We start from the raw sequence: 17,111 nt of genomic DNA, 5'->3' as shown, positions 1-17,111 counted from the left end.
CGATGCATGACCTGGCTTTACCTTCCTCCGGACACGGTTCCGGAGCCGGAGACCTGTTCGGCCTCTCGCTCTGCTCCGGCGCAGGCGGGCTCGACCTCGGGCTCACCATTGCCATGCCCGGCTATCGAACTGTGGGCCATGTCGAACGGGAAACCTACGCCGCGGCCATTCTCGTGGCGCGGATGGAAGAGGCGGCCCTGGATCCGGCACCTGTCTGGGACGATGTTGCCAGCTTTGACGGCCGCCCGTGGCGCGGCGCGGTGGACATCGTCACTGCGGGATATCCGTGCCAGCCGTTCTCCGTCGCGGGCAAGCGCCGGGGCGCGGACGACCCGCGGCACCTCTGGCCGCATGTCGCGCGCATCATCGGAGAGGTCGAGCCACCCTTCGTCTTCCTCGAAAATGTCGCCCATCATGTCCGCCTCGGATTTCCCGAAGTCGCCAGCGGACTGGTCGGCATGGGCTACCGCCTTGCGGCAGGCCTCTTCACGGCGGCGGAAGTCGGTGCACCCCACAAGCGCGAGCGGCTCTTCATCGTCGCGCACCGCGAGCACGATCAACTTGCCAACCCCGCGCGCTTGCTCCGGGACCCGCTCGAGCGGTGGGAACCGGACGGAGATGCTGCGGCTCTGGCCAACGCCACGGGCGAGCGCCAACGAGAACCGGCAGACGAAACCGACGCCATCACAATCGGCGGGCAAACACGGGATGAACCTGGCGACATCGGCCGCGATGTGGCCAACGCCGCAGACCGACAACTTTCGCAGCCGGGGCGGTGCCCGGAGACACGAGAAGGGTCTCGATGGCATGGCGCGGGACTGGCCAACGCCGATGGCGACGGACGGCAACAAGCCGAGCGCGGGCAATCGCAAATCGGCCGACCTGACCAGCGCCAGCCAGATGTGGATGACGCCAACGGCGCGGGATCACAAGGACGGGGCGACGACATTGGCGAACACGCCGGTCAACGGCCTGCTTGGCCGCCAGGTCCTGGTGACGCCGACGGCTGGGAGCGATACCTCCGAGCCGCGCCGGACGCTGAACCCAGCATTCGTCGAGGCGCTGATGGGCTGGCCCACCGGGTGGACCGCCTTCGGCTCTGCGGCAACGGCGTGGTCCCACTGGTTGCCGCGCATGCGCTCCGAACTCTCGCGGCTCAATTGCTGGCCGATGAATGAGGTGGCGACATGAAGCAATCGCGGCTCATGTCGCTGATCGAGTCCGTCGCCAACGTGGTCATCGGCTACGGCGTTGCGGTCATCACGCAGATCCTGATCTTTCCGATCTTTGGGCTGCATACGACATTGGCGCAGAACCTGAAGATGGGCGCAATCTTCACGGTGGTGAGCATCGCGCGTTCATTCGCGCTGCGGCGGATTTTCGAACGATTGCGCGAGAAAGCGTAACTTCGACTTGCATAGATCTTACTACTTGTCACGCTGAAGGTGTATGATGTCCCCAAATCAGCCGGGACCAGAACATGCCAGAATTAGAAGTCAAAGGGCTCGATCGAAGCGAATGGGGCAGTTCGATCGTCCGCGTGCATCAGTCGTATCGGAGTGGGGTTGGGCGATACGGCGTCGCTCGAATAATAAACACTGCCGACCGATCTAAGTCATGCGATGCAGTTTTGCTCGGCCACGACGATCACACCTCTATCTACATGGCCTTCGATTCAAGGCAATCACTTGGAGTCAAGAAGAACGAGCCGCTGAATTTTGAAATCAAAGAGCTCGGGGCGTTTGGCAAGGTGTGCTGGTATCTTCGGACGCCGGATCCCCGAATCTACATTCCAGCTTGGCTTGCGGTTTGGTCGGTAGGCCTTGGAGCAATTGGGATCGTGCTTGGACTCATTTCGCTGTTCAAATGACGCAGTAGCCCGCCGCCCCAGCAAGGACGGCGGTCCTCAGTGTGTTGGGCCGTGTGCGTCAGTCGCGGATAGTGTAAACGCGGCCCCGATCCTCGACCTTGTCCGAGGTCACTTCGAGCCCGAGCTTCTTCTTGAGCGTGCCGGACATCGCGCCGCGCACGGTGTGTGACTGCCATCCAGTCGCGGCCATGATCTCCGCGATGGTCGCGCCGTCTGGCGCGCGCAACATGGCGATGAGAGTGGCCTGCTTGGTGCCCCCGCGCGGCGTGCGGGTCTTGGGGGCTGCGTCTTTGGTCGGTTTGACCTCCGCGCCACCAGTCTCAATTCCAATGGCGGCGAGGCCTGTGTCGGTGGCGACCAGCGTGACGCCATGCCCGTCGCCGGTCTCGCGCCAGACGGCTTCGCCTTTGCACATATCGGCCTCCACCTCTTCGATGAGGCCTTTTGCGAGCATAGCGCCGACCACCTTGGCGGCGGCCCCGCCGCGCAGGCTGTCGGGAAGCGGCAAGGCGATATGGCCGTCGCGTTGGGACGCGGCGCTGAGAATGATGGCTTGGGTGTCGGTAAGTTTGGTCATGTTTGCCTCCGGGTTTGGGCCGCGCGGAGTGCGTGGCTTCTACCGAGGCGAGCCCGCCGCTTGGGCGGGCCGGGACCGGCGCGCGATGGCTCAGTTGTCGCGCGCGATCAGGGCAAGGAGGACGGCCGCCATGCCCCCGAGATATTCGCTGCGGCGAAACACGATCTCGTCGATCTCGCTCGCGGCGTTGATGGTCGGGTCGACCTGAAGGTCGCTGCCCATGTGCGGCATAAGACGGGTGGCCTCGCGGTTATAGCGCTCTGCAAGGGTGCTGCTCATCGGGGTCACTCCGCGTATTCGCCTTCGCCAAAGGCGCTGTCCGTGATGCGCTCCAGGAGGCAGGCGTAGTGCTCGAGGCTGCCGACGGTGGCCCAGCCGATCTCGTCGGGGTGGCAGTTGAAGTGTTCATCGCTGAGGCCTTGCAACCGGGCGAGCATCTCGTCGATCTCGGCCTTCTTGCCGATGAAGGCATTCAAAGCCGCCTCCTTGTTGCGGCGTGCCTTCTCGGCGCGAAGCTGGTGGCGGGGCGTTGTCTGTGGGTTAAGGCGGGTCATCGTGGCGGCTCCGTGGTGAGTTGCATCGTTTTCGTAGGACCACGTTCGCTCTGGTGCGGAGGCATATCAACTACATAAGCACATGATTTTGAATGATAATCGGAGCATTTCATGGAGGGTCTGAGCGAGCGCCAATACGCCGCCCGCGTCGGTCTCTCAAGCGGAGCTATCCAGAAGGCCAAGGCAACGGGACGCGTGGTTCTGCATTCCGATGGCAGTATCGACGCGGAGGCGAGCGATGCGCTGCGAGCGCAGGCAACCGACCCGTCGAAAACCCGCAAAGCGCCTAACGCGAAGCTCAAACCCGTCCCGGAGGCGGCGGTCTCAGCTGTCGGCGAAACGCTGCGCGAACAGGGAATGTCTGCCCCGCCGATGGGCAACGGGACCACCTTCCTGCAGGCCAAGACGGCCAACGAGGTTCTGAAGGCGCAGGAACGCCGCCTGCGGCTGCAAAAACTGAAAGGCGAGTTGATCGACCGCGCCCGCGCGCTGTCCCTGGTGTTTCGGTTGGCGCGGCAGGAACGGGATGTCTGGGTCAACTGGCCCGCACGCGCGGCGGCTTTGATGGCGGCTGATCTGGGCGTCGAGCCCGCCGCGATGCAGAAGGTTCTGGAGAAACATGTCCGTGCCCAGCTCGACGATCTTGCCGAGGTCCAAGCCGATCTCCGGTGAGGACGACTTCGATGGCGCGGCCGAAATCCTGCGTGCCTGGAGTGAAGGCCTCACGCCGGATCCGGACCTGACGGTTTCGCAATGGGCGGATCGGCACCGGATGCTCTCAGGGCGGGCATCGGCCGAGCCGGGGCGGTATCGCACCGCCCGCACGCCCTACATGGGCGAGATCATGGACCGGCTGTCGCCCGGCGATCCGACACAGCGGATTGTCTTCATGAAGGCCGCTCAGGTCGGGGCGACCGAAGCGGGTAACAACTGGATCGGCTTCGCGATCCACCAGGCACCAGGGCCGATGCTCGCCGTCCAGCCCACTGTGGAACTGGCGAAACGGAACTCGCGGCAGCGGATTGATCCGCTGATCGACGAAAGCCCGGAGCTGCGGGAGCGGGTCAAACCGGCGCGCTCGCGGGATGCGGGCAACACAATGCTGTCGAAGGAATTCGCCGGCGGCATCCTGATCATGACCGGGGCGAACTCGGCGGTTGGGCTGCGCTCGACCCCGGCGCGCTACATCTTCCTCGACGAGGTCGATGCCTATCCGGCCTCGGCCGACGAGGAAGGCGATCCTGTCACGCTGGCCGAGGCGCGGTCGCTGACTTTTGCCCATCGGCGCAAGGTGTTCCTGGTCTCAACGCCGACCATTCGGGGGATGAGCCGGATCGAACGGGACTATGAGGCCAGCGATCAACGCCGGTTCTTCGTGCCCTGTCCGCATTGCGGCGAGATGCAGTGGCTGAAATTCGAACGGCTGCGCTGGCAGAAGGGACAGCCGGAAACGGCGGAGTATCACTGCGAGGGCTGCGACACGCCCGTCGCGGAACATCACAAGACGGCAATGCTGGAGGCTGGCGAATGGCGGGCGACCGCGACGGCAGTGGATCCCAATTCCGTCGGCTACCACCTCTCGGCGCTCTATTCGCCCATCGGCTGGCTCAGCTGGGAGCGGATCGTGCGGGCATGGGACGCGGCCCAAGGGTCCGATGAGGCGATCAAGGCGTTCCGCAACACGATCCTCGGCGAGACATGGGTCGAGACAGGGGAAGCGCCGGACTGGCAGCGGCTTTACGACCGGCGTGAGCGCTGGACACCCGGGATGGTGCCTGCGGGCGGGTTGTTCCTCACCGCTGGGGCCGACGTGCAGAAGGACCGGATCGAGGTCGATGTCTGGGCCTGGGGCCGAGGTCTGGAAAGCTGGCTGGTCGATCACATCGTGATTGAGGGCGGGCCCGACCGGCATGAGGCCTGGGCCGACCTGACAGACCTGCTCGGTCGGACGTGGCCGCATGAAGGTGGCGCGCATCTGAAGATCGCGCGGCTTTCCATCGACACGGGCTATGAGGCCCCGGCGGTCTATGGCTGGTCGCGGGCTCAGGGGTTCGCGCAGGTGTCGCCGGTCAAGGGCGTGGAGGGGTTCAATCGGGCAAGCCCGGTGTCGGGGCCCACTTATGTGGATGCGACCGAGGGCGGCAAACGTCTGCGTCGGGGTGCGCGCCTCTGGACCGTGGCGGTGTCGACCTTCAAGGCCGAGACCTATCGCTTCCTGCGGCTCGAACGGCCGACCGAGGAGGACATGGCCAATGGTGCGGCGTTCTCACCGGGAACGGTCCACCTGCCGCATTGGGTCGAGAACGAATGGCTGAAGCAGTTCGTGGCCGAGCAGCTGGTGACGGTGCGCACGAAACGTGGCTTCGCCAAGCTCGAATGGCAGAAGCTCCGCGAGCGGAACGAGGCGCTGGATTGCCGGGTCTATGCCCGCGCCGCCGCCTGGATCGCGGGCGCGGACCGCTGGTCTGAGGAGAAATGGCGCGATCTCGAGGATCAGCTCGGGTCCGCGCCTTACGGTGACACCGATCCCGCCGGACAGATCAACCGGCCGGGGCAGGTCCCGCAGGGCAAGCGCCGCTCCGACTGGCTCGGGCGACGGGAAGGATGGTTTTGAACATGACCGACTGGACGGAAACCGAGCTCTCGGCGCTGCGCCGGGCCTATGCCAGCGGCACGACCCGGGTCAGCTATGACGGCAAATCGGTGGATTACGGCTCGGCCGAGGACCTTCTCGCGCGCATCCGCACCATCGAACGCGCCGTTGCGGGCACCACACGGCCGCTGCCCATGGCCGGGCTGGCAGGCTTTTCGCGCGGGGATCGCTGATGTCGGCAAACTGGTTCGACAGGGCCATTGCCTCCGTCGCCCCTCGGGCCGCCGCCAGGCGCGTGTTGGCCCGTCAGGCCTTCGAGACCCTGACGCGCGGCTATGACGGGGCCGCGAAAGGGCGACGGACGGACGGCTGGCGCGCGCCGGGATCCTCGGCCGACACCGAGATCGGGGTGGCCGGGGCGCTCTTGCGCGACCGGATGCGGGATCTGGTGCGCAACAACCCGCATGCGGCAAAAGCCGTCGCGGTGCTGGTCAACAATATCATCGGCGCGGGGATCATGCCGCGCGCCGCGAGTGGTAACGAGGCTTTGGACCGCAAGGTCGACGCGCTCTTCGAACGCTGGACGGCGGACTGCGACGCGGACGATCAGCTCGACTTCTATGGGCTCCAGACCCTGATCTGCCGCGAGATGATCGAGGCGGGCGAAGTCCTGGTGCGCCGCCGCCTGCGTCGGGCGAGCGATGGCCTGTCGGTGCCCCTGCAACTGCAGGTGCTGGAGGCCGACTTCCTCGACGCCTCGAAATCCGGCGCGCTCGGCGCGGGACGCCTTGTGCAGGGGATCGAGTTCGACCCGGTCGGCAAGCGCCGGGCCTACTGGCTGCATGCCGAGCATCCGGGCGACGTCTACGGGTCACTGCAGAACGGGTTGCAGAGCCGCCCGGTCCCGGCAACCGAGATCGCCCATATCTATGAAAAGCAGCGCACGCAGGCGCGTGGCGTTCCCTGGGGCGCGCCGGTGATCCGGTCGTTGCGCGATCTCGACGACTACGAGGTGGCCGAACTGGTCCGCAAGAAGACCGAGGCCTGCGTCACCGCCATCGTCTTCGGCGACGACGAGGCGCAGCAGGGCATCGCGCCAGCCGTGGTCGATGCCGACGGCAACAGGGTGGAGCAGTTCGAGCCGGGCTTGATCGCCTATGCGCGCGGCGGCAAGGACATCCGCTTCAACCAGCCCTCAGCCACCGGCGGTTATGGCGAATACAAGCGAGCCAGCCTGCACACCATCTCGGCCGGGTTCCGGGTGCCCTATGAGCTGCTGACCGGCGATCTCAGCCAGGTCAACTATTCCTCGATCCGGGCTGGGCTCGTCGAGTTCCGCCGCCAGATCGACGCCGTGCAATGGCAGCTCTTCATCCCGATGTTCTGCGCGCCCGTCTGGCGGTGGTTCACGGAAGCCGCATGGGCGGCGGGCCAGATCCCGTCGCCGACCGTGCCGGTCGAATGGTCGCCGCCGAAGTTCGAGGCGGTCGATCCACAGAAGGACGCGATGGCCAACCTGCTGTCGATCCGCTCCGGCACCATGACGCTGGCGGAAGTGATCGCCCGGCAGGGCCGTAACCCGGATGCCGTGCTGGCCGAGATCGCCGCGACGAACGCCAAGCTCGACGCGCTGGGGCTGGTGCTCGACAGCGACCCGCGCCGCGTCACCAAGACGGGCAGCGCGCAGAGCAACGATCCGGCCGCCGATCCGACAAACGACCTCTCCGCCGACGCGGATGCCACAGACCCGGCGCAGGCCGACCAACAGGACTGACCTTCATGGACACGATGATCGAACTGCCGGCCCTGCGCCGGTCGGCGGAGCTTGCGCCGAATAGCGTCGACAATGACGCGCGCACCGTCGAAGTGATCTGGTCGGCAGGCGCTCGCGTTCGTCGCGCCAGTTTCTTCGGTGAACCCTATGACGAGGAACTGAGCCTCGATCCCGCCCATGTCCGGCTCGACCGGTTGAACGCGGGCGCGCCGTTCCTGAAGGTGCACGAAATCGACACGCTCGACGCCGTCATCGGCTCGGTCGTGCCGGGTTCAGCCCGGATCGAGAACGGCCGCGGCATCGCCTTGGTGCGGATCAGCGAGCGTGCCGATGTCGAGCCGATCTGGCGCGACATCCAGGCCGGGCACATCCGCGCGGTCTCGATCGGCTACCAGGTCCACCGCTTCGAGGTCTCCAAGCCCGATGGCGGGCGCGAGCTTTGGCGGGCGGTCGATTGGACCCCGTTCGAGATCTCGGCCGTGCCGGTCGGCGCCGATCCCGCCGCGGGCTTCCGCGCCAAGGGCGAACATCACGACTGCGTCCTCCATCGCCGGGACGCCGAAACCAGCGAAGGAGCATCCCCGATGACCGACAAGACGACCCCGGCCGCCCCGGCCGACGACACAACCGATACGGCAGCGACCGAGGAGATCACCATGCCCGACGACAAGACCGGCGCGGCCGAGGCGCAAACGCGCAGCCAGCCCAATGCCCTCAAGCCCGAAGCCCCCGACACCGAGGCCATCGCGACCCGCGCCCGCGAGGCCGAGCGCGACCGCGTCTCCACCATCTACGATCTGGCCGGGCGGCTGAACCTCGAGCGTGGCTTCGCCGAGGATCTGGTCAAGCGCGGCGTCAGCGTGGACGAATCCCGCCGCCTGATCCTCGACCAGGTCGCCGCGAAGTCCGACGAGACCCGGACCTTCCCCCATGTCTCCGTGCCTCTCGGCGGCCGGGACGAGCGCATCACCCGGCGCGATGCCGTGGCGAACGCGCTCTTGCACCGCTACAGCCCGACGCTGTTCCCGCTCGAGGATGCCGCGCGCCAGTATCGCGGCATGACGCTCTTGGAACTCGCCCGCGAGAGCCTCGGCAATGCCGGGGTCAACACGCGCGGCCTGTCGCGCGACGAGGTGGCGACGCGCGCGCTACATTCGACCTCTGACTTCCCCGAGATCCTCTCGGCCGTCACCAACAAGACGCTGCGGCAGGCCTATGACGCCTATCCCCGGACCTTCGCGCTCTTCTGCCGCCAGGTGCTTGCCACCGACTTCAAATCCATGCACCGCGTCCAGCTCGGCGAAGCGCCGCAGTTGCTGGAGGTCGGCGAAAGTGGCGAGTTCAAGCGCGGCACGCTGGGCGAGAGCAAGGAGAGCTACAAGGTCAAGACCTATGGCCGGGTGGTCGCGATCACCCGGCAGGTGCTGATCAACGACGATCTCGACGCCTTCACGCGCATCCCGGCGATGTACGGCAACTCCATCGCCCAGCTGGAAAGCGACGTGGTCTGGGGTATCATCACCGCCAACCCGGCGATGGCCGATGGTAACGCGCTGTTCCACACCACGCACAAGAACCTCGCGGGCACCGGCGCGGCGCTGGCCGTCGATGCGGTGGGCGCGGCCCGTGCGGCGATGGCGCTGCAGACCGGGCTCGACAAGAAGACGGTGCTGAACATCCGCCCCGCCTTTCTGATCGTGCCCGCCGCGCTGGAACTGAAGGCCGAACAGCTCGTGGCTCAGAACCTCGTGCCTGCTGCTACCTCCAGCGTGGTGCCGCAGTCGATCCGGACGCTCTCGCCGATCAGCGAGCCGCGCCTTGATGCGGCCAGCGCCACCGCCTGGTATCTGGCGGCCAGCCCGAACCAGATCGACACCATCGAGTACGCCTATCTCGAGGGCCAGCAGGGCGCCTACATCGAGACGCGCAACGGCTTCGACGTCGACGGCGTCGAGATCAAGTGCCGCCTCGACTTCGGCGCCAAGGCCATCGACTGGCGCGGCCTATACAAGAACCCGGGTGCGTGACGCCCGCTTCCTGAACCCTGACTCGCGGGCGGTCCTCACGGGCCGCCCTTCGTCTCTCCACGAGGATCACCCCCCATGAAAAACTTCGTTCAGCCCGGCAACACCGTTACCCTGACCGCACCCTATGCCGTCGCCTCCGGCGATGGCCTGCTCGTCGGTTCCATCTTCGGCGTTGCGGCAGGCACCGCCGCCCTCGGCGAGCCCGTCGAGACCGTGCTCACCGGCGTCTTCTACCTCACCAAGATCGGCTCGCAGGCCTGGACCGCGGGTGCCAGGATCTACTGGGACGACACCAACAAGCGCACCACCAACGTGGCGACCTCGAACACCCTGATCGGTGTCGCCACCGACGCTGTCGCAGGCGGGGCTGGTGACACCATCGGCCGCGTGCGCCTGAACGCCTCGTTCTGATGACTGCATTTGCCGCCATCGTAGATGCGCTCTTCGCCGATCCGAACATCGGACGCGAAGCTGTCTACATCACTGATGCCGGCGCGCCCGTTCTGGTGCGCGTGGTTGCTCGGCAGGCCGATGCGATCACCGACTTCGGCGACGCACGGCTCTGGTCGGAAACGACCCGTATTGACCTGCGCCTTGCCGATGTTGCGAACCCGCGCCCCGGTGATCGGATCGAAATCGACGGTGACGCGTTCCTTATCCAGGGGGAGCCCGTCCGTGACCGCGAGCGCCTGGTCTGGACCGTGGACCTGCGCCCGGCATGAAGCTGAGGCTCGACATCATGCCGGACCTCGTCGCCGCCATGGCGGCCGAGGTGAAGGCGGGCGAGAAGGCCGTCACCGCTGCGATGCGCGAGGCCGGAACCGGGTTGAAGTCTTCGTGGCGGACCCAGATCACTGGCGCAGGGCTTGGGCGACGGCTCGCCAACTCGATCCGCAACCAGACGTTCCCGCGCGCAGGCGAAAGCCTTGATGCCGCCGCTCTGGTCTGGTCGAAAGCTCCAATCATCGTGGGTGCACACGACACTGCTCCACTGATCCGCTCGAAAGATGGGTTCTATCTTGCGATCCCGACCGAAGCTGCGGGCCGAGGTCTGCGCGGTCGACGTATCACCCCGGGCGAATGGGAGCGGCGGCGCGGATTGCGCCTGCGCTTCGTATATCGTCGCCGAGGTCCGAGCCTGCTGGTCGCCGACCGAGCCCGCATCAACAAACGCGGTCAAGCGGTGGCCTCGCGCTCGAAAACCGGCCGCAACCAGGTCACCGCGCCGATCTTCCTGCTGGTCCCGCAGGTCAAGCTACCGAAGCGGCTGGACCTCGACCGTGATGCCGAACGGGCGCTCGATAGTGTGCCGGGGTTGATCGTTGCAAACTGGGTGGAGGAAAAATACTGAATTCGAAGGGGCTTCCGTTCAAGGCTCACTCTGTTACTGACATTTGAAGTGATAGATCAACCCCGTCCAAGTTGCAGATTCGGATACGCCCTAGATGAGCCTAGCTGCCATAGAAAATGCTATCAGCAACCTCTCAAATTACATGAGATTATACACCGAGGCCCATGGTCGTTTCGCGAGCCTTTTTGACGTGGACCGCGAGGAGGCGATCCATAACATGGAGCGGGCATTCGAGGCAAAACTGGAGGCGTTCCACACCCTCTATGATGTCTCAAAAGTTCACTTTCCATATTTCGATCACGGCGACACATGTGCGCTGATCGCGTTACGGAATGCCATACACCATCGAGACCACCCTCTATTCCAAGGCCTCTTGTCTGACTTGTGGTTGCGTGGCGATCCAAACCAATGGAACGGCGCGACGTACTTACTGGCTCGGCATCGAATGACTAGTGAAGGCATGTTGCCGATGACTGCCTATTTCAAGCTAGATGATTTCCGGTTGCGACTAGATCCAGCGGCGGAGTCGCCGTACCTGGACAGGTTTTTGAAGGGTGAGAAAGCGCTTCAGAGATTTTGTCTCATTCGTGATGAATTGGGGTTAGATGCTATCCGGCAGGTTTCGGAGGCAGAGCGATATCCTGACAAACAAGTATATGTTGACATGATGCCGGTGTTTGTTTCCGCAGTTGCTCGAGTGTTTAAAGCTTTGGACGAAGCCGGTGCCAACTTCAACGGCTTCGACGCAGAAACCTACAAGACGCCATTCACATCGGAACTTGAAGTAGACCTGAAATCGATCGATTACCACCCTCTTAAGTTGAATGGCGTTTTTTAACCTTCAGCGGTCAGAACAAAGCTGCAGGACACTCGGTACTAGAAAGCCCCATGGCCACTCCTCGCGAAACCATCCTCACCGTGCTACACGCGCGGCTCTCGGCGCTGCCTGCCACCGCCCTTCGCAGCGAGGTGCTCCCCGAACGCGTACCGGCGGAGGGACTGCTGATCCTGCGCGATGGCGAGCCCGGCGAACCCGAGGTGACGCTTTCGCCGCTTGCCTACCACTATCAGCACCGCGCGGAGATCGAGGCGGTTGTGCAGGGCGCCGACCGTGACGCTGCCTTCGACACGTTGACCGCCAGCATCGGCTCGGCGCTCGCCACCGACCGCACGTTGGGCGGCCTTTGCGACTGGGTGGAGGCAGAAGCGCCGCGCCCGGCGGATCTGCCGATCGAGGGCGCGGCCAGCCTGAAGGCCGCCGTGATCCCGGTGGTGCTGCACTATTCCACGGCCGACCCGCTCGGCTGACCCCGACAACCCGAGGAGAACACAATGGCACGAGCCCAAGGGGCGCGGGCGCAGATGGCGCTTGCGTTCGAGACGACTTACGGAACGCCCCCGGTGGGCGGTTTCACGAAATTGCCCTTCGCAAGCACCTCGCTGGGCGCGGAGCAACCACTGCTGAACTCCGAGCTTCTCGGCTACGGCCGCGATCCACTGGCGCCGATCAAGGATGCGGTGACGGCCGACGGCGATGTTGTGGTGCCGCTTGACACCGAGGCCTTCGGGTTCTGGCTGAAGGCAGCTTTTGGTGACCCGACCACGACCGGCACAGGGCCCTGGACCCATGAGTTTCAGTCGGGGTCCTGGACGCTGCCCAACATGTCCATAGAGACTGGCATGCCGGAGGTGCCCCGCTATGCGATGTATTCCGGCTGCGTGCTCGATCAGATCAACTGGCAGATGCAGCGCTCTGGTCTGCTGACCGCAACGGCCCGGCTGGTGGCGCAGGGCGAGACTGTCGGCACGGCAACAAGTGCAGGCACGCCAGCCGCCCTCGAATTGCAGCGCTTCGGCCATTTCAACGGGGCGATCACGCGGAATGGCTCCTCCCTGGGCAATGTCGTCTCGGCCGACATCACCTATGCCAACAACCTCGACCGCATTGAGACCATTCGTTCGGATGGTCGTATCGACGGCGCAGACCCCTCCATCGCTGCGCTGACCGGCACCATCGAAGTGCGGTTCGCCGATCAGACGCTAGTGACACAAGCGATCAACGGCGATCCCTGCGAGCTAGAGTTCGCCTATCTGCTGCCCTCTGGCGAGAGCTTCACCTTCACCGTGCACGCCGTCTACCTGCCGCGCCCGCGCATCGAGATTTCCGGGCCGCAGGGTGTGCAGGCGACCTTCGACTGGCAGGCCGCGCGCGACAGCGTCGTCGGCCGGATGTGCACCGCCACTCTCGTAAATGATGTGGAGACCTACTGATGCTGACGCTCGACCTGACGAATGCACCACGCTGGCATGATCTTGCCCCCGGCGTGCGGGCGCAACTGCGACCGCTGACTACCGCGCTGATGGTGGCCACCCGCAGCGATCCCGCCGTCGAGACGGTGCCCGAGGAGGCCTCCGACGAGGAACGCGCCGTCGCCTTCGCCAAGGCGCTGGCGCGCCGGGCGGTTCTCGCTTGGGATGGCATCGGGGACGCTGACGGGAAACCAATCGAGCCTAGCCCCGAGGCCATCGACGCGCTCTTGGACATCTGGCCGATCTTCGAGGCATTCCAACTGACCTACGTGTCCAAGGGCCTGCTGCTGGAACAGGAAAAAAACGTCTCCGCGTCCTTGCCGAGTGGTCCTTCGGCGGGGGCGACCGATACTGCCAAGCCTGCGCGGAAGCGTGCGAAGACTGCCCGACGCGGCTAAACCAGCCGCTGACTTATGAGGGCTGGCAGGTCTGGGACCTGGTCGACCGTCTCGGCGGCCAACTCCGTGTCCTGCCGGGCGCGGTCGTCGGCTGGGACATGTCGGCCGCGCTGGCGCTCGGTGACGCGCTCGGCGTGCCACAGCTCATTATGGCCGAACTGCTGCCCGTCATCGAAGCGGTGATGGTCGCGAAACTCAACGAACAGATGGATCATTCCCATGGCTGAGAAACGCGTCTCCGTCCGCCTCGCGGCCGTGGGCGGACGGCAGGTGCGCGCCGAACTGGAAGGTGTCGGCGAAGCTGGATCGCGCGGCTTCGGACGGCTGAGCCGCGAGATGGAAGCGGCCAATACCCGGCTTGCGGCCTTCTCGCGACGGGTGCGGATTGCCGCAGCTGCAGCGGTCGCCGCAGCCGCTGCCGCGGGCGTCGCCATGGTCCGCTCCGGCCTTCAGACGGTCGATGCACAGGCAAAGTTGGCACAATCGCTGGGAACTACCGTGGCCTCGATCCAGACGCTGGAGCGCGCGGGCGAGCTGGCGGGCGTCTCCATATCGGGCATCGAACAGGCGACAAAGGATCTGACGCGCCGCCTCAGTCAGGCGGCCGCCGGGACCGGACCCGCAGCGGATGCGCTTGATCGGCTGGGGCTCTCCGCGACCGACTTGATTGCCCTGCCGCTCGACCAGCGGGTTGGTGCCATCAACGCGGCCATCGAGGAATTTGTGCCCGCCGCCGAACGCGCGGCCATCGCCGGTCAGCTTTTCGGCGAGGAAGGCTCCATCGCCATGTCGCGCATCGACACCGCGACACTGCGCCAGGCGACCGAAGATGTTCTCGCCTTCGGTGTCGTCGTCTCCGAGCAGGATGCCGACCAGATCGAGCGAACCAATGACGCGATCTCCCGGCTGGGGCTGATCTGGCGCGGGCTTTCAAACCAGCTGGCCGTTGCCGCAGCCCCCGCGCTGGAAGCCGTCGCCGATGCCATGGCCGCGATCGCGAGCCGCGCCGGTCCGCTCGGCATCGCGATCCGCGGGCTCTTCGACAAGATCGGTCGCCTGACCACTTATGCTGCCACCTTCGCAGCGTTCCTCGCGGGACGCTGGGTGACTGGCATGGCCGCCGCAGCGCTGTCGGTGCGCGGGCTTGCCACGGCGCTGGTCCTGTTGCGTGGCGCCCTGATCCGCACCGGCATCGGCGCGCTCATCGTTGGCGCAGGCGAGCTTGTCTACCAGTTCACCCGCCTCGTGTCGGGAGCTGGCGGATTTGGTGAGGCAATGTCGCTTCTGAAGGACCTCGCCGTCGAGGTCTGGGAACGCATCAAGATGGGAGCTGCGGCGGCGGGCGCTGCCGCCACGGCGATGTTCTTCGATCTGAAGGCCGATGCCGCCTCTGGCATGCAGAGCGCCATAGAGAGCGTCGTGGCTTTCGGCAACACGGCTGCGAACACGTTTGAGGGAGCCTATGAGGCGATCAAGGCGATCTGGGGCCTGCTGCCAGCCGCCATCGGCGATCTCGCGTTTCAGGCGGCCAACAGCCTGATCGACGGTGTTGAGGCGATGCTGAACGGCGTGGTCTCGCGCATCAACGGCTTCATCGGCGGCATCAACCAGGGGCTGGAAGCGCTCGGCTCCGAGCGGCGCATCTCGCTTGTGCCCGACCTTGACCTCGGCGAGATCGAGAACCGCTTCGAGGGCGCGGCCAGTGCTGCAACGACAGCGGCACAGGCGGCGTTCGACCGGGCCTTCGAGGACAATCCGCTGACCGCGCCCGATCTCGGCCTGACGGACGCGGCCAACCGCGCGCTCAAGTCCGCGAACCTCTATCGCGGTGCGGCGCGCGATCTGGCCGAGGGCGCTCGCGCTCCACTCGAAAGCTGGCAGGCGCTGCGCGAAGCGGTGCGCGGCACGGATGAGGACGGCGCCGATGCGCTGGCCGAGGCCACGGCCGCGGCGGAACGGTTCGAAACCGCGCTCGACGGCGCCGGATTGGCTGCGACCGATGCCGGTGCCGCCGCTGGCGAAGGTGCCGAGAGTGCCCTGACCGGATGGCAGGCGGTGACGGCAGCGCTCTCGGACTATGCCAGCCGGGCGCGGGAGATCGGCGGCGATATCGGCCAGAGCCTCGTCAGCGCGTTCCAGTCGGCCGAGAACGCGGTCGGCCAGTTCGTGAAGACTGGCAAGCTGAACTTCCGCGACCTGGTTACCTCGCTGCTGGCTGATCTCGCCCAGCTCGCGGCGCGGCGCTTCATCCTCGGGCCGATCGCAAACGCGCTCTCCGGCGTCTTCTCCGGGGCGGGCGGCATCTTCGCCAACGTCCTGCATGCGGGAGGGATGGTGGGGTCCGCGGGACCGTCGCGCATGGTCCCGGCCATGGCCTTCGCCGCTGCGCCCCGGATGCATGACGGCGGCATGACCGGACTCCGCCACGACGAGGTGCCCGCGATCCTGCAGCGCGGCGAGCGGGTGCTGTCGCGGCGGGAGGCGCAGAGCTACGGCGCAGGCGGCGTCAACGTCACCGTCATGGCGCGCGACGCCGAGAGCTTCAGGCAGTCCCGCACACAAGTCGCCGCGGACATCGCCCGTGCCGTTTCGCTCGGGCGGAGGGGCATGTGATGGCGTTTCACGAGGTCAGGTTTCCCGACAACGTCAGCCGGGGCGCGCGAGGCGGGCCCGAGCGGCGAACCCAGATCGTCGAGCTCGCTTCAGGCGACGAAGAACGAAATGCCAGCTGGGCCAATTCACGTCGTCGCTATGACGTTGCCTATGGGATCCGTCGCGCCGATGATCTGGCGGCGGTGGTCGCCTTCTTCGAGGCGCGCAATGGCCGCCTGCATGGTTTCCGCTTCAAGGATTGGGGTGACCACAAGTCCTGCCTTCCGTCGGGCACGCTAGCGCCGACCGACCAGGCGATCGGCACCGGCGACGGCGCGACGACCGCCTTCCAGCTGGCCAAGCACTACGCTTCGGGCGCGCAATCTTGGAAGCGCGCCATTGCCAAACCAGTGACCGGAACTGTGCGCATTGCGCTGGCAGGCGTGGAGCAGCCCTCCGGCTGGTCCATCGACACAACCACCGGTCTTATCACCTTTGCCAACGCGCCAGGCGCAGGGGTTGCGATCACCGCAGGCTTCGCCTTCGACGTGCCGGTCCGCTTCGACACCGACGCGCTCGACGTGACTCTCGACCTCGAGCGGCTCGGCTCCATCACTTCCATCCCGCTTCTGGAGATCCGGCGATGAATGAAGAGACCGGATTTCTGGCTGCTGTTCTCCGAGAACTTGGCGCCTCCACGGCCGTCATCCTCGCCATTTGGGGCGCGCTCGGAGGCGCGACAAACGCGCTGACCACGAGAATGCGATTGCGCGAGGCGCTGCGGCACATCCTGCTCGGCGGCCTGATCGCAGCCGGGATGGGGAGCCTGTCTATGGCGCTCGTAACCTCTTGGCTCAACCTGCCAATCGAAGCCATCCCGGCAGGCGGGGCGGCAGGGTCGGCCGCCTATCTTGTCGGCGTCTTCGGACCAGCATTCATCGAAGTCGCCCTGGCGCGCCTTCGCGCAGGAAAAGGAGGCGACAGCGATGAATGAGCTTCTTCGCTTGGCGCGCGCCCTTCGCTGCGACCCAGCGGACGCTCGATTGGCCTTTGCCCACCGCGCGC

Annotated in this window: 22 protein-coding genes and 1 pseudogene; 20 read left to right on the top strand and 3 right to left on the bottom strand. The window is 65.8% G+C overall.

The genetic code is table 11. The features are described 5' to 3' along the window. Window positions 1-2: 2 nt before the first annotated feature. The 4 genes and pseudogenes from DL237_RS20845 to DL237_RS20460 all read left to right on the top strand — a co-directional run. Window positions 3-503: pseudogene (locus tag DL237_RS20845) on the top strand (DNA cytosine methyltransferase); the annotation flags it as partial. Between the two features lie 205 nt (window positions 504-708). Further along, entirely contained in the window at window positions 709-1,191 is a 483-nt protein-coding gene (locus DL237_RS20840) for a hypothetical protein (protein WP_233544946.1), read from the top strand. Further along, complete coding sequence (locus DL237_RS09715; protein WP_119398860.1) at window positions 1,188-1,406, top strand: DUF7220 family protein; 219 nt, start codon at window positions 1,188-1,190, stop codon at window positions 1,404-1,406. Before DL237_RS20840 ends, DL237_RS09715 begins: the two co-directional genes overlap by 4 nt. 74 nt (window positions 1,407-1,480) lie before the next feature. Next, window positions 1,481-1,870 carry a hypothetical protein gene (locus tag DL237_RS20460; protein WP_147405324.1) on the top strand — a complete coding sequence of 130 codons (390 nt, stop codon included), beginning with the start codon at window positions 1,481-1,483 and terminating at the stop codon, window positions 1,868-1,870. Window positions 1,871-1,928: 58 nt separating this feature from the next. On the opposite strand, the gene DL237_RS09710 is transcribed toward DL237_RS20460, so the two are convergent. The 3 genes from DL237_RS09710 to DL237_RS09700 form a co-directional block, all read right to left on the bottom strand. Then, window positions 1,929-2,447: a DUF3489 domain-containing protein gene (locus tag DL237_RS09710; RefSeq protein WP_119398859.1), complete on the bottom strand. Its 519-nt coding sequence runs from the start codon at window positions 2,445-2,447 to the stop codon at window positions 1,929-1,931. A gap of 90 nt (window positions 2,448-2,537) precedes the next feature. Next, complete coding sequence (locus tag DL237_RS09705; protein ID WP_119398858.1) at window positions 2,538-2,726, bottom strand: hypothetical protein; 189 nt, start codon at window positions 2,724-2,726, stop codon at window positions 2,538-2,540. Between the two features lie 5 nt (window positions 2,727-2,731). Further along, complete coding sequence (locus tag DL237_RS09700; RefSeq protein ID WP_119398857.1) at window positions 2,732-3,001, bottom strand: hypothetical protein; 270 nt, start codon at window positions 2,999-3,001, stop codon at window positions 2,732-2,734. A gap of 111 nt (window positions 3,002-3,112) precedes the next feature. Here DL237_RS09700 and DL237_RS09695 point away from each other — a divergent pair, with 111 nt between their 5' ends. The 16 genes from DL237_RS09695 to DL237_RS09625 all read left to right on the top strand — a co-directional run bounded on the left by DL237_RS09695 (window position 3,113) and on the right by DL237_RS09625 (window position 17,040). Beyond that, a complete protein-coding gene (locus DL237_RS09695) occupies window positions 3,113-3,673 on the top strand; it encodes a hypothetical protein (protein ID WP_119398856.1) in 561 nt (186 codons plus the stop codon). Next, window positions 3,621-5,615, top strand: a complete 1,995-nt coding sequence (locus tag DL237_RS09690) for a phage terminase large subunit family protein (protein ID WP_119398855.1) — start codon at window positions 3,621-3,623, stop codon at window positions 5,613-5,615. The genes DL237_RS09695 and DL237_RS09690 overlap by 53 nt, the downstream gene beginning before the upstream one ends. 2 nt (window positions 5,616-5,617) lie before the next feature. Further along, window positions 5,618-5,827: a phage head-tail joining protein gene (locus DL237_RS09685; RefSeq protein WP_119398854.1), complete on the top strand. Its 210-nt coding sequence runs from the start codon at window positions 5,618-5,620 to the stop codon at window positions 5,825-5,827. Then, a complete protein-coding gene (locus tag DL237_RS09680; protein WP_119398853.1) occupies window positions 5,827-7,368 on the top strand; it encodes a phage portal protein in 1,542 nt (513 codons plus the stop codon). The genes DL237_RS09685 and DL237_RS09680 overlap by 1 nt, the downstream gene beginning before the upstream one ends. 5 nt (window positions 7,369-7,373) lie before the next feature. Next, window positions 7,374-9,395 carry a prohead protease/major capsid protein fusion protein gene (locus DL237_RS09675; protein WP_119398852.1) on the top strand — a complete coding sequence of 674 codons (2,022 nt, stop codon included), beginning with the start codon at window positions 7,374-7,376 and terminating at the stop codon, window positions 9,393-9,395. A gap of 75 nt (window positions 9,396-9,470) precedes the next feature. Beyond that, window positions 9,471-9,806 (top strand): DUF2190 family protein, encoded by a 336-nt coding sequence (locus DL237_RS09670; protein ID WP_119398851.1) that lies wholly within the window; start codon window positions 9,471-9,473, stop codon window positions 9,804-9,806. Beyond that, window positions 9,806-10,117, top strand: coding sequence for a head-tail joining protein (locus DL237_RS09665; protein ID WP_119398850.1), 312 nt, complete (start codon window positions 9,806-9,808; stop codon window positions 10,115-10,117). The genes DL237_RS09670 and DL237_RS09665 overlap by 1 nt, the downstream gene beginning before the upstream one ends. Further along, the gene (locus DL237_RS09660) at window positions 10,114-10,746 is read left to right on the top strand and encodes a DUF6441 family protein (RefSeq protein WP_119398849.1); all 633 of its coding nucleotides are present in this window, start codon (window positions 10,114-10,116) and stop codon (window positions 10,744-10,746) included. The genes DL237_RS09665 and DL237_RS09660 overlap by 4 nt, the downstream gene beginning before the upstream one ends. A 94-nt stretch (window positions 10,747-10,840) precedes the next feature. Next, complete coding sequence (locus DL237_RS09655) at window positions 10,841-11,584, top strand: hypothetical protein (RefSeq protein WP_119398848.1); 744 nt, start codon at window positions 10,841-10,843, stop codon at window positions 11,582-11,584. Between the two features lie 50 nt (window positions 11,585-11,634). After that, window positions 11,635-12,054, top strand: a complete 420-nt coding sequence (locus DL237_RS09650; protein ID WP_119398847.1) for an acyl-CoA transferase — start codon at window positions 11,635-11,637, stop codon at window positions 12,052-12,054. A gap of 24 nt (window positions 12,055-12,078) precedes the next feature. Beyond that, on the top strand, window positions 12,079-13,017 hold the full coding sequence (locus DL237_RS09645; protein ID WP_119398846.1) for a phage tail tube protein: 939 nt from the start codon (window positions 12,079-12,081) through the stop codon (window positions 13,015-13,017). Continuing rightward, complete coding sequence (locus DL237_RS09640; RefSeq protein WP_119398845.1) at window positions 13,017-13,454, top strand: hypothetical protein; 438 nt, start codon at window positions 13,017-13,019, stop codon at window positions 13,452-13,454. The genes DL237_RS09645 and DL237_RS09640 overlap by 1 nt, the downstream gene beginning before the upstream one ends. Before the next feature lie 98 nt (window positions 13,455-13,552). Beyond that, entirely contained in the window at window positions 13,553-13,681 is a 129-nt protein-coding gene (locus DL237_RS20980; protein ID WP_267897016.1) for a DUF7697 family protein, read from the top strand. Next, window positions 13,674-16,067, top strand: a complete 2,394-nt coding sequence (locus DL237_RS09635) for a phage tail tape measure C-terminal domain-containing protein (RefSeq protein ID WP_119398844.1) — start codon at window positions 13,674-13,676, stop codon at window positions 16,065-16,067. Before DL237_RS20980 ends, DL237_RS09635 begins: the two co-directional genes overlap by 8 nt. Further along, a complete protein-coding gene (locus DL237_RS09630; protein ID WP_119398843.1) occupies window positions 16,067-16,693 on the top strand; it encodes a DUF2460 domain-containing protein in 627 nt (208 codons plus the stop codon). The genes DL237_RS09635 and DL237_RS09630 overlap by 1 nt, the downstream gene beginning before the upstream one ends. Next, window positions 16,690-17,040 (top strand): hypothetical protein, encoded by a 351-nt coding sequence (locus DL237_RS09625; RefSeq protein ID WP_119398842.1) that lies wholly within the window; start codon window positions 16,690-16,692, stop codon window positions 17,038-17,040. The genes DL237_RS09630 and DL237_RS09625 overlap by 4 nt, the downstream gene beginning before the upstream one ends. Window positions 17,041-17,111 lie beyond the last annotated feature (71 nt).

Origin of the sequence: Pseudooceanicola sediminis (assembly GCF_003575965.1) — a bacterium.
Taxonomy (GTDB): Bacteria; Pseudomonadota; Alphaproteobacteria; order Rhodobacterales; family Rhodobacteraceae; genus Pseudooceanicola; species Pseudooceanicola sediminis.
Note: the sequence above shows the minus strand (reverse complement) of the source record. Positions and strands in the feature narration are given on the sequence as shown.

Excerpts from the sequence above, each read along its gene's own strand:
- DL237_RS20840 (WP_233544946.1), top strand. The coding sequence starts at position 709 with ATGAACCTGGCGACATCGGCCGCGATGTGGCCAACGCCGCAGACCGAC.
- DL237_RS20980 (WP_267897016.1), top strand. The coding sequence starts at position 13,553 with ATGTCGGCCGCGCTGGCGCTCGGTGACGCGCTCGGCGTGCCACAGCTC.
- DL237_RS09680 (WP_119398853.1), top strand. The coding sequence starts at position 5,827 with ATGTCGGCAAACTGGTTCGACAGGGCCATTGCCTCCGTCGCCCCTCGG.
- DL237_RS09635 (WP_119398844.1), top strand. The coding sequence starts at position 13,674 with ATGGCTGAGAAACGCGTCTCCGTCCGCCTCGCGGCCGTGGGCGGACGG.
- DL237_RS09710 (WP_119398859.1), bottom strand. The coding sequence starts at position 2,447 with ATGACCAAACTTACCGACACCCAAGCCATCATTCTCAGCGCCGCGTCC.
- DL237_RS09690 (WP_119398855.1), top strand. The coding sequence starts at position 3,621 with ATGTCCGTGCCCAGCTCGACGATCTTGCCGAGGTCCAAGCCGATCTCC.
- DL237_RS20460 (WP_147405324.1), top strand. The coding sequence starts at position 1,481 with ATGCCAGAATTAGAAGTCAAAGGGCTCGATCGAAGCGAATGGGGCAGT.
- DL237_RS09655 (WP_119398848.1), top strand. The coding sequence starts at position 10,841 with ATGAGCCTAGCTGCCATAGAAAATGCTATCAGCAACCTCTCAAATTAC.
- DL237_RS09670 (WP_119398851.1), top strand. The coding sequence starts at position 9,471 with ATGAAAAACTTCGTTCAGCCCGGCAACACCGTTACCCTGACCGCACCC.
- DL237_RS09640 (WP_119398845.1), top strand. The coding sequence starts at position 13,017 with ATGCTGACGCTCGACCTGACGAATGCACCACGCTGGCATGATCTTGCC.
- DL237_RS09700 (WP_119398857.1), bottom strand. The coding sequence starts at position 3,001 with ATGACCCGCCTTAACCCACAGACAACGCCCCGCCACCAGCTTCGCGCC.
- DL237_RS09705 (WP_119398858.1), bottom strand. The coding sequence starts at position 2,726 with ATGAGCAGCACCCTTGCAGAGCGCTATAACCGCGAGGCCACCCGTCTT.
- DL237_RS09715 (WP_119398860.1), top strand. The coding sequence starts at position 1,188 with ATGAAGCAATCGCGGCTCATGTCGCTGATCGAGTCCGTCGCCAACGTG.
- DL237_RS09675 (WP_119398852.1), top strand. The coding sequence starts at position 7,374 with ATGGACACGATGATCGAACTGCCGGCCCTGCGCCGGTCGGCGGAGCTT.
- DL237_RS09660 (WP_119398849.1), top strand. The coding sequence starts at position 10,114 with ATGAAGCTGAGGCTCGACATCATGCCGGACCTCGTCGCCGCCATGGCG.
- DL237_RS09695 (WP_119398856.1), top strand. The coding sequence starts at position 3,113 with ATGGAGGGTCTGAGCGAGCGCCAATACGCCGCCCGCGTCGGTCTCTCA.
- DL237_RS09685 (WP_119398854.1), top strand. The coding sequence starts at position 5,618 with ATGACCGACTGGACGGAAACCGAGCTCTCGGCGCTGCGCCGGGCCTAT.
- DL237_RS09625 (WP_119398842.1), top strand. The coding sequence starts at position 16,690 with ATGAATGAAGAGACCGGATTTCTGGCTGCTGTTCTCCGAGAACTTGGC.
- DL237_RS09665 (WP_119398850.1), top strand. The coding sequence starts at position 9,806 with ATGACTGCATTTGCCGCCATCGTAGATGCGCTCTTCGCCGATCCGAAC.
- DL237_RS09630 (WP_119398843.1), top strand. The coding sequence starts at position 16,067 with ATGGCGTTTCACGAGGTCAGGTTTCCCGACAACGTCAGCCGGGGCGCG.
- DL237_RS09645 (WP_119398846.1), top strand. The coding sequence starts at position 12,079 with ATGGCACGAGCCCAAGGGGCGCGGGCGCAGATGGCGCTTGCGTTCGAG.
- DL237_RS09650 (WP_119398847.1), top strand. The coding sequence starts at position 11,635 with ATGGCCACTCCTCGCGAAACCATCCTCACCGTGCTACACGCGCGGCTC.